The following is a 15,405-nucleotide window of genomic DNA, read 5'->3' as shown; positions in this document are numbered from 1 at the left end:
AGATAGCTGTTCGATTCATCACAGCGTCGTCTCGAATCAAAAAAAACGTATTTTTGGAAACCACTGGGGCTGAGGAAGGCGACTTCAAGGATATGCTTGAGACTAATTAGCCATACAAAACGACATTTTAAGAGAATATATCACTCATTGGCGACCTTTTGGAGTTTGCTTTTTTGTCTCAAAAAGGCCACGGGCCTCGCGTTTTACCCTTAAGCTTCATCCTCGGATCATGGTCTCGAAAGATTCATCGCTTGCAGGTCATTAGGATTTTATTCTTTTATTACTGACTATTACAGCCAAAACCTCATCTTTCCCATCAGCGACCAGCACTCCATTTCCTTCTCCCCCTCTTGTGTTTTTCAACATTTCGGAGCAAATGGCCTCATCTTTTTTCGCCTCCCTCGGATGTCCCCCGTGGTGATGTCAAGGTAACTTCTTTATGTCAGGTGGTTACCTTTTGGGAGTCGCGCATATGGATGTATTATTCCGGGACGATCTTCCGGAGAATCACGAGGCCAATTCATGGAAGAAATCATGGAGATGGACAGCGAGCCTCCCGCTTTATTACGTGACGCGGGCATCGGCTCTGGACCGGAGTCCGGATTCACCGGACTGCTGGACGGCGTGATCGGCCAAACTTTTGGCCGTCCCTGGGGTGGATTCGCGACACGCAAATCCACGAAACCTTCCTTTCCCCTCAATCCTCGCTCCGCGGCCTTTCTGGCCAAGCACTATCCTCAAACCAAGCCCGGCCAATGGAACGACTGGCGCTGGCAACTGAAGCACCGGGTCACCTCTCTTGATGAGCTGGAACGGATGCTCGTACTTTCCGACGCGGAGCGCGAAGCTTTGCGTCCGGACCTGAGCATGTTGCCCATGGCCGCGACGCCCTACTACCTCAGTCTGGTGGATGCCCGCGACGCCCACGATCCCTTGCGGCGGTGCGTGATCCCGACCATGGCGGAGCACCATGTCCTTCCTTGCGAACAGGGCGATCCCCTGGCCGAGGAGCATGACAGTCCGGCGCCGGGGCTGGTCCATCGGTATCCGGACCGGGTGCTCTTTCTGGCCACGGATTTCTGCTCCACGTACTGCCGGTACTGCACCCGCTCCCGGCGCGTTGGACAGGGATCGGATCACGGCCAGGATATCGCGCAAGGCCCGGGCCGCTGGGAACCGGCCCTGCGCTACATCGCCCGCAATTCCGTGGTGCGCGACGTGCTGGTTTCCGGCGGCGATCCCCTGACCATGACGGACCACGCCCTGGAGTACCTGCTCCAGCGGCTGCGGGCCATCCCGCACGTGGAGATCATCCGCATTGGGACCAAGGTGCCCATGGTCCTGCCCCAGCGGATCACCACCGGCCTGGTCCAAATGCTCAAGCGCTACCATCCGCTGTTCATAAGCATCCACTGCACCCATGCCGAGGAGTTGACCCCGGAGGCGTCCGCTGCCTGCACCCGGTTGGCGGACGCCGGCATTCCCCTGGGCGGGCAGACCGTGCTGCTCAAAGGCGTGAACGACTCCGTACCCGCGCTGACCAGCCTGTTCCAGGGCCTGCTGCGCAACCGCGTCCGGCCCTATTACCTCTACCAGTGCGACCAGGTGGTGGGAACCAGCCATTTTCGGACCCCGGTAACCAGAGGCCTGGAGATGATTCAGGGCCTGCGCGGACACACTTCGGGCTACGCCGTGCCCCACTTCGTGGTGGACCTGCCCGGCGGCGGGGGCAAGACGCCATTATGCCCGGAGTATCTCCAAGGTCGAGTCGGGGAAGATCTGGTGTTCAGGAACTTCGAGGGGGCAACGTTCCGCGTGCATGATCCGGAGCCGTTCGCCTCGCGGGAATCAGGAGGTGGAGCATGAAAATCGGACTGACTTACGACCTGCGCCGGGACTATTTGGCCCAGGGCTATACGCTGGAACAGACCGCGGAGTTCGACAGCCCGGAAACCATCGAAGCCATCGAGGCCGGTATTCGCTCCATGGGCCTGGAAACGGAGCGCATCGGCAATCTGGACGCGGTAATGCGCGCCCTGGGCGCGGGGCGACGCTGGGACATGGTCTTCAATATCGCCGAGGGGCTGCGCGGTTTCAGCCGCGAGTCCCAGGTGCCGAGCCTGCTGGAGGCATACGGCATTCCTTGCACCTTTTCCGATCCGCTGCTGCTTGGCCTGTGCCTGCATAAGGCCATGACCAAGCGGGTGCTCCGGGACCTGAAGCTGCCCACGCCGGACTTTGCCCTGGTGGAATCTTTGGCTGACCTGGAGTCCGTGAACCTGGCTTTCCCCTTATTCGCCAAGCCCGTGGCCGAGGGCACCAGCAAGGGCGTGGAGTGCGCCAGCCTGATCCAAACCAGGGAAGAGCTGTCCCGGACCTGCGCGGACCTGCTGCGCCGCTTTGACCAGCCGGTGCTGGTGGAGCGCTTCCTGTCCGGCCGGGAGTTCACCGTGGGCGTCGTCGGCACGGGAAAGCGCGCCAGATCTCTGGGCGTGATGGAGGTGCTGCTTCTGGAAGGCGCGGACCGGCTGATCTACTCTCAGGACAACAAGGAGGAGTACGAGGAGCGGGTCCGCTACCGGCTGGTGGAGGGCGTGGAAGGAACTATGCTGTCCCTGCTGGCCCTGGAAACCTGGCGCGGTTTGGGGGCCCGGGACGGAGGGCGGGTGGACTTCCGCCTGGACGAACACGGCGCGGCCCAGATCCTGGAAGTCAACCCCCTGCCCGGTCTGCACCCGGTTCGTTCGGATCTGTCCATTCTGTGCGGCTTTCAGGGTATCGCCCATCGGGACCTGATCCGGATGATCATGGAGTCGGCCCTGGAACGGCTGGAAGTGCGAAATGTGGCTCTTGGCCAAGAACCGGACCTCGGGGTCGTATCCGCCGTCCGGCTTGCGTCGGACTGTTTCCATCCCCAGGAACCAAGTGCCGCTTTAAAAGTGGACCTGAGAGGGCACGGTCAGTCGCTGGTCCGGGCCGCATGAAGATCCTGGTGGCGCACAGCCCGCTGGGCGAGGTAGCCTCTCTGGACGACGCGGACGTTTTGGCCCAGGTCCGGGCCGTGGCCGAGGCCGCGACCCGGCTGGGCCATGAGGTGGAGGTCCGGCCCTGGCCAGAAGCTGGGTTTGCGCCCGACGCGCCCGGTGCTTCTGGCGCACCAGACGCCCCTGGCCCGTTCCCGGACGTCGCGGCGGATCTGGTCGTCAATCTGGTGGAGAGCATTCAGGGCTCGGCCCGGCACGTACATCACGTCCCGGCCGTCCTGGCCCGGCACGGTCTGCCTTGCACCGGCAGTCCGGCCAGGGCACTGGAGCGCTCCACCAGCAAACTGCTGGCCAAGGCCGATCTGACCGGGGCCGGATTGCCCACGCCGGTCTGGCTGGACCACCAGGGCCGGGGCAACGCGGTCTTTCCCGGCACGTACATCGTCAAGTCCGTCTGGGAACACGCCTCCCACGGCCTGGACGCGGACAACGTCCTGGCCGTGATCGGCCCGGAGGAACTCATGGCCGCCATGCGCGAAAGGCAACGGAATTTTGGGGGGGAATGGTTCGCCGAAGCATATGTTCCAGGCCGGGAATTCAATCTGGCCCTGCTGGCGGACCCTGACGCGGCCCCCAGCCTGGCTGATACGCCGGTTCAGGTCCTGGCCCCGGCGGAAATCCGTTTCCTGGACTTCCCCGCGGACCAGCCCCAGGTGGTGGGTTTTCGGGCCAAGTGGCTGGAGCAGAGCTTCGAGTTCCAAAACACCGTGCGGGAGTTGGCATTTTCGGAGCGGGACGCGCCGCTGTTGGCCGAATTGAGCGCTTTGGCCCTGGACTGCTGGCGGGTCTTCGGCCTGGAAGGGTATGCCCGCGTGGACTATCGGGTAGATAAGAAAGGTCGGCCCTGGATCATCGACGTGAACGCCAACCCCTGCCTTTCTCCGGACGCCGGGTTTCAGGCCGCGCTGTCGGCCTCGGGCCTGACCTTCGACACGGCCCTGGACCGTATCTTTCGAGCCGTCGCGGTCCCAAGGAGGCATGCATGAGCGACCCCATGGCTTTGCGCGACGAGGTCCGGGCCGCGGACATTCCGGCCATTGCGCGCTTGGCCAAGGCCACGGGTTTCTTCACCGCCGAGGAGGTGGCCGTAGCCGCCGAACTGGCCGAGGAGCGCCTGAACAAGGGCCCGGCCAGCGGGTATCATTTTCTGTTCGCCGAGGACGCGGCCAGCTGTCTTATGGGCTACGCCTGCTTCGGCCCCATTCCCTGCACGATTTCCAGCTTTGACCTCTACTGGATCATCGTCGATCCGCGTCGGCAGGGCCACGGCCTGGGCAAGCGCCTTATCCAGTCGGCCGAAGCAGAAATTCAGGCCCTGGGCGGCACCAGGGTCTATATTGAAACGTCCTCCCGCGATCTCTACCACCCCACGCGGCGGTTCTACGAACGGTGCGGATACGCCCTGGAAGCCGAGCTCAAGGATTTCTACGCCCCGGGGGACGACAAGTTGATCTATCGTAAATTCCTTCCCGCGGCTCGCGCCTGAGTCGACGGCCGTCCTCCTTCGCGAACCATCCGCCATGTTCAAACCCATCATCCTGCTTTTCTTCTCCAACATGTTCATGACCTTCGCCTGGTACGGCCATCTCAAGCACATGGCCGCCAAGCCCCTGGTCCTGGTGATCCTGTTCAGTTGGGGCATCGCCCTGTTCGAATATGCGTTGATGATCCCGGCCAACCGCATCGGCATCAATTTCTACACCCTGGGGCAACTGCGGGTGATGCAGGAAGTGATCAGCCTGAGCGTGTTCGCCGCCTTTGCCTTCGTGTACATGAAGGAGCCGTTGCGCCTGGATTATCTCTGGGCCGCCCTGTGCCTGGTGGGCGCGGTGTACTTCATGTTCCGGGGCGGCGGGCCGGTGCAGTAGTGGAGATCAGCGCCGTGATTTCTTGCGGCCCGGCGTGCGCGGGCCGCCGAAATCCCGGTTGCGGTAGGTGGTCATTTAATGTTCAGTCTGCACCGTCTTTTCGCGAAAGGAGCGTGCTCAAAAAAGCCTACCCAGCGAGCGAGTCCAGCAGGGCGTTGAAGGTCCGGCTCGGACGCATGGCCGTGTTCGCCAGCTTATCGTCGGGGCGGTAATAACCGCCGATGTCCACGGGCCGGCCCTGGGCCGCGAGCAGTTCCTCGTTGATCCCGGCTTCGTTTTCTTTCAGCTTCACGGCCAGAGGGGCGAACGCGCCTCCAAGGGCCGTGTCTTCCTGTTGCCGGGCCAGTTCCTCGGCCCAGTACAAGGCCAGGTAAAAATGGCTGCCCCGGGTGTCGATCTCGCCGCATTTGCGGGAGGGTGACTTGTTGCTTTCCAGGAAACGTCCGTTGGCTTTGTCCAGGGTTTGCGCCAAGATTTTGGCGCCGGGGTTGCCCGTCACGTGGGCCAGGTGCTCCAGGGACGCGGCCAGGGCCAGGAACTCGCCCAGGGAATCCCACCGCAGATGGCCTTCGGCCAGGAACTGCTGGACATGCTTGGGCGCGGACCCCCCGGCCCCGGTCTCGAACAGCCCGCCGCCGTTGATCAACGGGACGATGGAGAGCATTTTCGCGCTGGTGCCCACCTCCAGGATCGGAAACAGGTCCGTGAGATAGTCCCGGAGCACGTTTCCGGTCACGGAAATGGTGTTCTCCCCGGCCCGCATCCGCTGCACGCTGAACGCGGCGGCCTGGGTCGGGGCCATGATCCGGATGTCCAGACCGGTGGTGTCGTGCTCGGGCAGATAGTCCCGGACCTTGGCGATGAGTTCGCGGTCGTGGGCCCGCTGGTCGTCCAGCCAGAAGACCGCTGGCCAGCCCGTGGCCCGGGCCCGGTTCACGGCCAGTTTGACCCAGTCGCGCACCGGAACGTCCCTGGTCTGGCAGGCCCGCCAGATGTCCCCTTGTTTCACCTGCTGTTCCAGAAGCACCTGGCCCGAGGCGGTCACGATCCGGATCACGCCTTCCCCCGGAGCCGGAAAGGTCTTGTCATGGCTTCCGTACTCCTCGGCCTTTTGGGCCATCAGGCCGACGTTGGGCACCGTGCCCATGGTCTTGGGGTCAAGAGCCCCATGAGCCTTGCAGTCGTCGATCACGGCCTGGTAGACCCCGGCGTAGCTGCTGTCCGGAATGACGAACTTGGTGTCGTGCAACGTGCCGTCCGGCCCCCACATCCGGCCCGAGGCGCGGATGGCCGCGGGCATGGAGGCGTCGATGATCACGTCGCTGGGAACGTGCAGGTTGGTGATGCCCTTGTCCGAGTCCACCATGGCCAGCTTCGGCCCCTTGGCCAGGGCGTCCCGGATGTCCGCCTCGATGGCCGCTCGCTGGTCTTCCGGAAGGGTGGCCGCCTTGACCAGGAGGTCACCCAGGCCGTTATCCGGAACCACCCGCAAGGCCGCGAAGGTCTCGGCGTGCTTTGCAAAGACGTCCTGGAAAAAGACGGACACCACATGGCCGAAGATCACCGGGTCCGAGACTTTCATCATCGTGGCCTTCAGGTGGACCGAGAACAGCAGATCCCGGTCCCTGGCGTCGGCGATCTGTTCCGCGAGGAATGTTCGCAAAGCGTTGCGACGCATCACCGCGGCGTCCACGATGTCGCCGACGGCCAGCGCCATCCCGGCCTTCAAGGTGGTCGCCTCGCCGCTGGGGGCCACGAATTCGATCCGGGCCTTCCCGGCTGTTTCCTCGGTGATGGTGGTCGATTGTTCGCTGGAACGCAGGTCCCCGTCCCGCATGGTGGCCACCTGGGACCGGGAATCCGGGGTCCACGCGCCCATGGAGTGGGGATGCTTGCGGGCGAAGTTCTTGACCGAATCCGGGGCCCGACGATCGGAGTTTCCTTCACGCAGCACCGGGTTCACCGCACTGCCCTTGACCGCGTCGTACCGCGCCTTGATCTCAACTTCCTCGTCCGTCTTCGGCTCCTCCGGATAGTCCGGCAGGTCGTAGCCTTTGCCTTGCAGTTCCTTGATCGCGGCTTTGAGCTGGGGGGTGGAGGCGCTGATGTTCGGCAGCTTGATCACGTTGGCCTCGGGCTCGCGCACCAGGGCGCCCAGCTCGGCCAGGTCGTCGGGGATGCGCCGCTCTTCGGAAAGTCGATCCGGGAACTTGGCCAGAATGCGTCCGGCCAGGGAAATGTCCCGGGTCGCGACATTTATCCCGGCCGCTTCGGCAAAAGCCGTGACCACCGGCAGAAAAGACCTCGTGGCCAATCCCGGGGCCTCGTCCACAAGGGTGTAGATGATCTTTGCGTTTTTTGCCTTTGTCATATTTTTAACTCCTATGAGTGGATTCGTTTTGTCGCTTGTCGGCTATGCAATAAAAAGTCCGGGTGTACATGACAGAACGGCGGTTGGAAAGTTGTCGACGGCTGCAAGAAAACCGCCTTATCGCTTGAAGCCGTTCGGCATATGATCAACTTTCACTCCAATAGCAAGTTGGAGGTTGACTTTGACCGTTTGACGGACATATCCGCAAGATGACGGATGAAATCCGTCCTCCGGGGCGGTCCTCGACAATCCTTCAACCTGTCGACCAACCCTGTTTCGAAGCTCGGCTTTCAAACAAGGAGCCCCCATGCGTCCAGCCTCTGCACTCCGCTTTTTCTCGCGGAAAGCGTCCGATCCCGCATCAGTCATGTCCTCCCTCCAATTATTTTTTAGACAGCCCGCTTGGATGTCATCCCGGCTGGGAAAGCTTGCCGTCTGCTGGCTCGTCTTGCTGCTCGTCGCGTTTCCGGCGGGGGCCGCCGAGCATTCCGGGGAAGCGCCTGAGGACACGTTGCGGGTCATCGCGCACATCGCCGCCTCCTGGGTGGTGGGCAACTCCGTGGTCGAACCGATGGTGGGCGTAGACAATGAGAATCGGTTCGTGCCCCGCTTAGCCGAGCGCTGGGAAATCACGGACACGCACATGGACCTGTATTTGCGGCAAGGAGTAGTATTTCACGACGGCACGCCATTCACCAGCCGGTCCGTGCTTCATAACTGGGAGCGGTACGTGGAAACCGCGGCCCAGGTCGCACCCTACTCCACCTTGGACTTGCGCATGGCCGTGCGGGACGTGGAGCCTTTGGGGGACCACATGGTTCGCATGCACTTCAAGCCGGACGGCTACGTAGGGCAAATGCTGGTCTATCTGCGCGCGTTCTACATGTATTCGCCAAGCTACTTCGAACATACAGCCGGACGATACCCTCCCGGAAATCAGGCCAATATTCTCCAAGTCGGACCCTGGGGGACCGGACCGTACATCGTGCGGGAGATTTCCGGAGGCGGCGCGTTGAGCACTTTGGAACGCAACCCTGACTACTGGCGAGCGGGGTATCCACGGACATCGCGACTCCTGATCCATGGCCCCGCCGCAGTGGACAGCCAGACCGCCTACCAGTGGATGATCGACGGCAAGGCAGATCTGTTCGACGCCGGCACGCCCTCCATGTTGCCCCTGCTCGCGGGCCATGCCCATCTGCACCGTGTCATTGCCTACCCTACAAGCCACCTGACCACTTTATACAACACTCGCAAGCCGGATACACCGCTGAGCGACATCCGAGTGCGCCAAGCCCTGAACTTCCTGGTGGATCGGCATACATTGCTGCGTTATGTTTCCCGAGATACCGCGCGGATGGTCGCCTTTATCCTGCCCTTGGACGAAGCCGAGGGGCTTCAGCCCTATCCCTACGATCCGCAATCGGCCCAGGAGCTGCTGGCCGAAGCCGGGTTCGGACCGGAGAATCCCCTGTCCATCGTCGTCGGATATTTCATCAGCGAGGAAAAGCTGGCTTTGGCCATCACGGCCATGCTCCGGGCCGGAGGCGTCGAGGTGGAGTTGGAGCGGTACGTGACCCGCCAGGAATACTACCAGCGGATCAAGAACTATACCCACGGGCCGGACAACCCCATCGAGGCGGAGCGGTGGGACCTGTCCATCGTGCAGAGCGGGCTGTATACCAACACCGTGGCCACGCATTTCGAGGCGTTTTTCAATGACGGCGGCAATCGCTGGATCGAGGTCGACCACCAGGCGGACGATTTGTTCCTCGCGGCCATGCGGGCCAAAACCCCGGAAGGGGTCCACGACGCCCTGGCGGAAATGGAAATCCACCTTTACGACCAGCACTACTCCATGCCCCTGTTCATCTGGCCCAGCATCTTCGTCATGAACCGGCGCATCGCCCAGAATTCTTTCTCCGGAAGCGGATACCTGCTCAACCTGGGGGAGATCGCCATTGACCCCTAAACTTCCGCCCATGTCCTACTGGGGCCTGCGGCGGCTGATGCTCGGCTGGCTGATGCCCTTTTTTCTGCTTGCCGCCGGGGGTGGGGTGATTTTCAACTACGCCCTTGCCCGACAGGGCAGCGAGCGGTTGATCCAGGAATACATCCAACAGCGGCGCATGGACCTCCAGTTCGTAGCCAATCTGCCGACCATGGGCATGTACGTCATGGATCTGCGGCTGGGGCTGCACGAGGAGGCCGCGTTTTTCCGGCAGGAGCTGGAACGATCCCTGATGCGCTACTTGGAGCAGGCCTCCCTGACGCCACCGCATCGCCTGACTCTGCTCTCCATGACCGACGAGATTCTCCTGGATTTTCAAGATGGACGACCAGTCTCCGCTCCTGAGAGCTTGACATGGAGTCCGCCTTCGAGACTGTGGAGCCAAGAAGACTCAGCTCAGCCCGTTCTGCCCTCGCTCAAGCTGGCCGGGCCGTTCTCCAGGCAGCCGGAAGCCGGGTTGACGGATTATCTCCCCCTGGTCGGTTCCATTCACCACGATCCCATCGGCGTGTTGGTGTTGGCATACCAAGTCCCCCTGAATCAAATGCTTGGCGCGGAAAAACGCATCCTGCGGTTCAACATCGGTTGGAGCATTCTCGGTTTGTCCGTCTTGTTCGGCATCTTTTACCTGATCGTCGACTACCATATCCGGCCCTTGCGCCAACTGACCGGGGCCGTTGGGGGGATGACCGAAGGCTGGCTGAACCGGCCTATCGACTTGGTGGGCCTGGGAGAAACCCGTGTTCTGGCTGCGTCCTTCGAATCCCTGCGTCACCGACTCTGGGAGTCCTTCCAGGAAATCCAGCGTCGCAACCAGGAGTTGGGCGCCCTGCTGCAAGAGCAGGAAATCATCAGCGCACGATTGCGGGAAACCACCTTCCGGTTTGATCAGTTGGCTGAACAGAGCCGAACCTTTGTCTGGGAGCTGGACGTCCAGGGCCGCTACACCAGCATCAGCACGGTGGTGAAAGAGGTTGCCGGGTATAGCCCGGAGGAACTGATCGGCAAGCGGTTTACCGAGATGTGCCCGGCGGAGGAACGCGAAGGCTGCCAAAAAATCTTTGACAATGCCTTGAGTCGCGGCCTGCGTCTCTCCATGCCGCTCAAGCCTCTTCTGGCCAAGGACGGTGCCACGGTCTGGGTGAACAGCAGCGGAATGCCGCTGTTGGATGACCAGGGAAGGCTTTACGGCTTCCATGGCAGGGACACGGACATCACCGAACGTGTCCTGGCAGAACAGGAAAGGGAGCAACTCCAATCCCAGCTTCTGCATGCCCAGAAGATGGAGGCCGTCGGGACCATGGCCGGAGGGGTGGCCCATGATTTCAACAATCTCCTGCAGGTCATGAACGGCTATACCCAGCTTTTGTTGGCCAAAAAGGCCACGGACGACCCGGATCTGAACGCTTTGGAGCAGATCGACAATGCCGGTCGACGAGCGACCAGTCTTGTTCGCCAGTTGCTGACCTTCAGCCGCAAGCTGGAGTCCAGACCATTGCCCATGGACTTGAACCGGGAAATTCTCGAGACCGAAAAGATGTGGCGACAGAGGTTTCCCAGGATGATTCAGGTGGAGACGTCTCTGGCCGAATCACTCCGGCCGATCAACGCCGATCCGGTCCAGATTCAACAGATCCTGCTCAATCTGGTTGGCAACGCCGCGGATGCCATGCCGGATGGGGGTCTCTTGCGCATTTCCACTGAAAATGTGGTCAGGAAGGCATTACCGGAGGAGTTGAACCGGTCCGATACGCCGCGGGACTACGTACTGCTCCGAGTCGCGGACACCGGCTCCGGCATGGACCAGGAGACCAGAGAGCGAATCTTCGATCCCTTTTTCACCACCAAGGAACTGGGGAAAGGCACGGGATTGGGGCTGGCCTCGGTCTACGGCATCGTTTCCAGTCACGACGGCCTGATCCAATGCCACAGCGAGCCCGGCTTGGGAACGACGTTCATGCTGTACTTTCCCGAGGCGGATCAGCCCCCGGCGTCATCATCATCCGACAAAACCGAAAGCTCTTCGCCCGGAGGCGAAGAAAGCATTCTGGTGGTGGACGACGAGCCGGAGATCCTTGAATTGACGCGAGAAGTTTTGGAGAGCGCCGGATACACGGTGGTCGGCGCCGGAAGCGGGGAAGAGGCTTTGCGCTTCTACCAGGAACAGTCCTCCGCCGTGGACATGATCATCCTGGACCTGAACATGCCCGGCATGGGAGGGCGGCGATGTCTGAGCGCATTGCTGGCCCACGAGCCCAGGGCCAAGGTGCTCATCGCCAGCGGATTTTCCGTCCAGGGTAACGCGTCGGAACTGCTTAGCCAGGGCGCGACCGGCTTCATCGGCAAGCCGTATCGCATGCAGGAGTTGTTGGACGAGGTTCGCCGGGTCTTGGACAATGACCCGGACGCGCCGTGACGTTTCGCCACTCGTTCAGTCCGCGAAGCAGGTCACCCAGGCCATGTCCCCTTGGGGGGCGAGCAGGGCCGCGGGGAGGGCGCTTCGCGGATTGGTCAAGGCTTCCTGAAACGCGGGCTGTTTTTTGCTTCCGGTGACCAGGGCCACGGTGGAGCGGGCGCTGTTGAGCACGGGCAGGGTCAGGGTGATGCGTGGAATGCGTGGGTCCATGCCCGGCTCGGGCACGTGGGTGACCCAACGCTCATGCTCGTCCAGGGCCGGCTTGCCCGGAAAAAGGGAAGCCACGTGGCCGTCCGGGCCCATGCCCAGGAGCACGAGATCGAAGCGGGGGAAAGGGGCGGCGGGCTCCGTTTCCGAAGCGAACAGCTGACGCAGGGTCTGTTCATAGCCTTGAGCCGCCTGTTCCGGGGAGGGCTGGGTGGGTATGGGGAAGATTTGCTCCTCGGGAATGGGCAGGCTGGAGAGCAGCCATTTGCGGGCCAGACCGAAGTTGCTTTCCGGATGGTCCGGCGGGACGAAGCGTTCGTCCACCCAGCAGACGACCACTCGCTCCCAGGGGATGTCCTTGAAAAGGCCCTGGGAATCGGCGCGGAGCAGTTCGAAGAGCTTGATGGGCGAGCGCCCGCCGCTCAAGGCCAGGGTGATCCGTCGAGAACCGGGAATGCGTAGCGCGGCGGCGATGCACAGCGCCGCATTGGCGTAGGCCGCTTGGACGTTGGGGAAGTCATGGACCGTGTCTCGGGAAATCATCCGTTCTCCTCTTGTTTTCATTCCGTGCGTGTTCGATTTTGTCGTCCGCCTTGGTCACATATTCGCTTTGCACTGGAGCATCAACACGAAACGATTGAAAAACAATCGTCTTCCAGTTAGATGAAATCATGCCTGTAGCGAGCATCCTCTTTCTGGCGCCCACTTCCGTGGTCACGCCGCTCTTTCAGCCCATCAAACGCGCCGGTCTGGACGTGGGGATGGCCGAAACCATCCCCGGGGCGTTGAAGTTCATCCAGCGCCAGCAGCCGATTCTGGTATTCTGCCGGGACCGGCTGACCGGCTTCCAAGCCGAGGACTTGCTCCGCGCCATGCAACAGTCCGGCAACTCCATGCCCCCGGTGATCATCTTCACGGACAACGGCTCGGCGGAGGACGCCAAGCGATTCCTGGATCTGGGGGCCAGGGACTATTGGCTGGAGCCTTTGCTCTGGGACAAGGTTCGCGCCCTGCTCACGGCCCCGTCCGAGACCAAGCCCAAAGAGCCCCCGAAACCGGGCCCCACGGAATCCCAGCACGACCCGGAAACCGCGATTATCGGCCGACACCCGACCATGAAACGGGCTCTGGCCTTGGCCCGCCAGGTGGCCCGCTCCAAGGCGACCATCCTGATTTCCGGCGAATCCGGAACAGGTAAGGAAATGTTCGCCAGGTTCCTGCACAACTTCAGCGACCGCTCGGCGCAACCCTTCATTGCCGTGAACTGCGCGGCCCTGCCGGAACACCTTCTGGAAAGCGAACTGTTCGGCCACGAAAAAGGAGCCTTCACCGGTGCCATCACCCGCAAGCTGGGCAAGTTCGAGCTGGCTCACGGTGGGACGCTTCTCTTGGATGAAATTTCAGAGATGGACCAGGGCTTGCAGGCCAAGCTGCTCCGGGTCTTGCAGGAAGGCGAACTGGACCGGGTCGGCGGAAGCGAGACGGTTCCCGTGGATGTCCGGGTTCTGGCCACCACCAACCGCAACCTGGCCGCTTCCGTGGAGGCTAAAGAGTTTCGTCAGGATCTCTACTACCGCCTGAACGTCATCCCTTTGCGCCTGCCGCCTCTGCGCGAACGGGGGGAGGACATCCAGCTTCTGGCCGATTTTTTCGTTGGCCGGTTCGCCAAGATGTACTCCCTGGGCGAGATCAGCATCAGCCCGGAAGCCCGCCAGTGGCTCACGGAGCACGACTGGCCGGGCAACGTGCGCGAATTGCAAAACCTGATGGAACGAGCCGCGCTGCTCTGCGGCGGAGCGCCCATCGAGTCCAGGCATTTTCTTCTGGATGAGAGCGGCGACTGGCAGGAGCAAGCCTTCGGGAATGACCTGGGGAGCTTTTGCGCTGAAGAGCCGCGAAGCGAGCCCAGTGCCAAGGCCGAATACGAGGACGATACCGAAGTGGAAGTCGAAGTCGGAGATGCTGAAGCCGCCGTAGTTGACAGATCCTCGGACGCGACCACTCTGGACATTTCCGACGCCCAGCGTCCGATCCTGCCGCTGCACGAGGTGGAACGGCAATTGATCTTCAAAAGCCTGGACCACACCGCCGGCAACCGAACCCAGGCGGCTCTGCTGCTGGGAGTGTCCGTGCGTACCCTGCGCAACAAACTTAACGAATACCGAAAAATGGGGCTCCAGGTCCCCTGAACGGATGGAGGAAAGCAGCATGCCCCAAGCGACGACAACAGAGTCCAGCACCCTGGCTCCGCAAATCCAGGCCTATCTCCAGCGATCCTCCTGGATCCGCAAAATGTTCGAGACCGGCGCGGAACTCAAGGCACGGCACGGCGTGGACGCGGTCTGCGACTTCAGCCTGGGTAACCCGGACCTCTCTCCACCGGAAGCCGTGTACGAGGCCCTGGAAGGTTTGGCTCGCCGGGACCAGCGCTTCGGATACATGCCCAACGCCGGATATCCCGAGGCCCGATCCGCCCTGGCCGCTTTTCTGTCCCAGGAACAGGGCGTGCCCGTCTCGGATCAGGACGTGATCCTGACCTGCGGCGCGGCCGGGGCCCTGAACAGCTTCTTCAGAGCCGTGCTGGAGCCGGGAGACGAAGTGCTGTGTCCGGCTCCGTTCTTCGTGGAGTACGGTTTTTATGCTGAAAATCACTCCGGCGTACTGCGCCCCGTGCCCACGAACCCGGATGATTTCAGCCTGGACCTGGACGCCGTGGCCGCGGCCATCGGTCCCAAGACCCGAGTGGTGCTGATCAACACCCCGAACAATCCTTCCGGGCGGGTCTACACCCGGTCCGAACTTGAAGCCCTGGCCGAACTGCTGCAAGCCAAGAGCCGGGAGACGGGGCGGACCATCTACCTGCTTTCGGACGAGCCCTACCGCTTCCTGACCTTTGACGGCCACCCCGTGCCCTCGCTCCTGCCCCTGTACCCGCATACCGTGGTGGTCAGCTCCTTTTCCAAAAGCCTGGCCCTGGCCGGGGAGCGCATCGGCTACGCCCTGGTCAATCCGACCATGCCCGGCAAGGCCGAACTGCTGGCTGGACTGACCCTGACCAACCGCATCCTGGGCTACGTCAACGCCCCGGCCATCGGACAGCGCCTGATGCAAAAGGCCCTGGGCGCGCAGGTGGACGTAAACCTCTACGCCCAGCGCCGCACGGCCATGGCCGAAATCCTGGAAGGCGCAAACATCCCCTTCTTCAAGCCCCAGGGCGCGTTCTACTTCTTCCCCAAAGCCCCTGGCGGCGACGATGTGGCCTTTGTCCAAGCCCTCCAGGAAGAACTGATTCTAGCCGTCCCCGGCCGCGGCTTCGGCACCCCCGGCTATTTCCGCCTGGCCTTCTGCGTGGACGAAACCGTCATCCGCCGTTCCGCCGAAGGATTCAAGCGAGCCGCGACGAAATTTCGGTGAGTCGGGCGAAGCTCACTTGACGCCCCCTTGGGAGGTTTGCAGCGATCTATTTTGCCAACCTTTCCACTGAATTT

11 protein-coding genes are annotated in these 15,405 nt (G+C 62.1%); 9 read left to right on the top strand and 2 right to left on the bottom strand.

Going from position 1 to position 15,405, the window contains the following annotated elements:
- Window positions 1-522 precede the first annotated feature (522 nt).
- The 5 genes from GY33_RS0108920 to GY33_RS0108900 are packed head-to-tail and all read left to right on the top strand — an operon-like array spanning window position 523 to window position 4,912.
- A complete protein-coding gene (locus GY33_RS0108920; RefSeq protein ID WP_051822452.1) occupies window positions 523-1,866 on the top strand; it encodes a KamA family radical SAM protein in 1,344 nt (447 codons plus the stop codon).
- Window positions 1,863-2,984: a D-alanine--D-alanine ligase family protein gene (locus GY33_RS0108915; RefSeq protein WP_084184996.1), complete on the top strand. Its 1,122-nt coding sequence runs from the start codon at window positions 1,863-1,865 to the stop codon at window positions 2,982-2,984. Before GY33_RS0108920 ends, GY33_RS0108915 begins: the two co-directional genes overlap by 4 nt.
- A complete protein-coding gene (locus GY33_RS0108910) occupies window positions 2,981-4,030 on the top strand; it encodes a D-alanine--D-alanine ligase family protein (RefSeq protein ID WP_035271695.1) in 1,050 nt (349 codons plus the stop codon). The genes GY33_RS0108915 and GY33_RS0108910 overlap by 4 nt, the downstream gene beginning before the upstream one ends.
- Window positions 4,027-4,530, top strand: coding sequence for a GNAT family N-acetyltransferase (locus GY33_RS0108905; RefSeq protein WP_031386999.1), 504 nt, complete (start codon window positions 4,027-4,029; stop codon window positions 4,528-4,530). Before GY33_RS0108910 ends, GY33_RS0108905 begins: the two co-directional genes overlap by 4 nt.
- Window positions 4,531-4,564: 34 nt before the next feature.
- Window positions 4,565-4,912, top strand: coding sequence for a DMT family protein (locus GY33_RS0108900; protein WP_031386998.1), 348 nt, complete (start codon window positions 4,565-4,567; stop codon window positions 4,910-4,912).
- Between the two features lie 127 nt (window positions 4,913-5,039).
- On the opposite strand, the gene GY33_RS0108895 is transcribed toward GY33_RS0108900, so the two are convergent.
- The gene (locus GY33_RS0108895; RefSeq protein ID WP_031386997.1) at window positions 5,040-7,283 is read right to left on the bottom strand and encodes an NADP-dependent isocitrate dehydrogenase; all 2,244 of its coding nucleotides are present in this window, start codon (window positions 7,281-7,283) and stop codon (window positions 5,040-5,042) included.
- A 406-nt stretch (window positions 7,284-7,689) separates the two neighbouring features.
- Here GY33_RS0108895 and GY33_RS0108890 point away from each other — a divergent pair, with 406 nt between their 5' ends.
- Both GY33_RS0108890 and GY33_RS19765 read left to right on the top strand, forming a co-directional pair.
- The gene (locus GY33_RS0108890; RefSeq protein WP_161788457.1) at window positions 7,690-9,255 is read left to right on the top strand and encodes an ABC transporter substrate-binding protein; all 1,566 of its coding nucleotides are present in this window, start codon (window positions 7,690-7,692) and stop codon (window positions 9,253-9,255) included.
- On the top strand, window positions 9,245-11,710 hold the full coding sequence (locus GY33_RS19765) for a hybrid sensor histidine kinase/response regulator (protein ID WP_152555150.1): 2,466 nt from the start codon (window positions 9,245-9,247) through the stop codon (window positions 11,708-11,710). Before GY33_RS0108890 ends, GY33_RS19765 begins: the two co-directional genes overlap by 11 nt.
- 15 nt (window positions 11,711-11,725) lie before the next feature.
- Here GY33_RS19765 and pgl read toward each other — a convergent pair whose 3' ends face one another.
- Window positions 11,726-12,460 (bottom strand): 6-phosphogluconolactonase, encoded by a 735-nt coding sequence (gene pgl, locus GY33_RS0108880; protein WP_031386994.1) that lies wholly within the window; start codon window positions 12,458-12,460, stop codon window positions 11,726-11,728.
- Between the two features lie 128 nt (window positions 12,461-12,588).
- Between pgl and GY33_RS0108875 the strand changes: the two genes are divergently transcribed.
- Window positions 12,589-14,106 carry a sigma-54 dependent transcriptional regulator gene (locus GY33_RS0108875; protein WP_031386993.1) on the top strand — a complete coding sequence of 506 codons (1,518 nt, stop codon included), beginning with the start codon at window positions 12,589-12,591 and terminating at the stop codon, window positions 14,104-14,106.
- A gap of 19 nt (window positions 14,107-14,125) precedes the next feature.
- Window positions 14,126-15,331, top strand: coding sequence for a pyridoxal phosphate-dependent aminotransferase (locus GY33_RS0108870; protein ID WP_031386992.1), 1,206 nt, complete (start codon window positions 14,126-14,128; stop codon window positions 15,329-15,331).
- Window positions 15,332-15,405: the final 74 nt, after the last annotated feature.

The sequence above is a fragment of the Desulfonatronum thiodismutans genome (assembly GCF_000717475.1).
Lineage (GTDB): Bacteria > Desulfobacterota > Desulfovibrionia > Desulfovibrionales > Desulfonatronaceae > Desulfonatronum > Desulfonatronum thiodismutans.
This window is presented reverse-complemented; position numbering and strand designations above follow the sequence as displayed.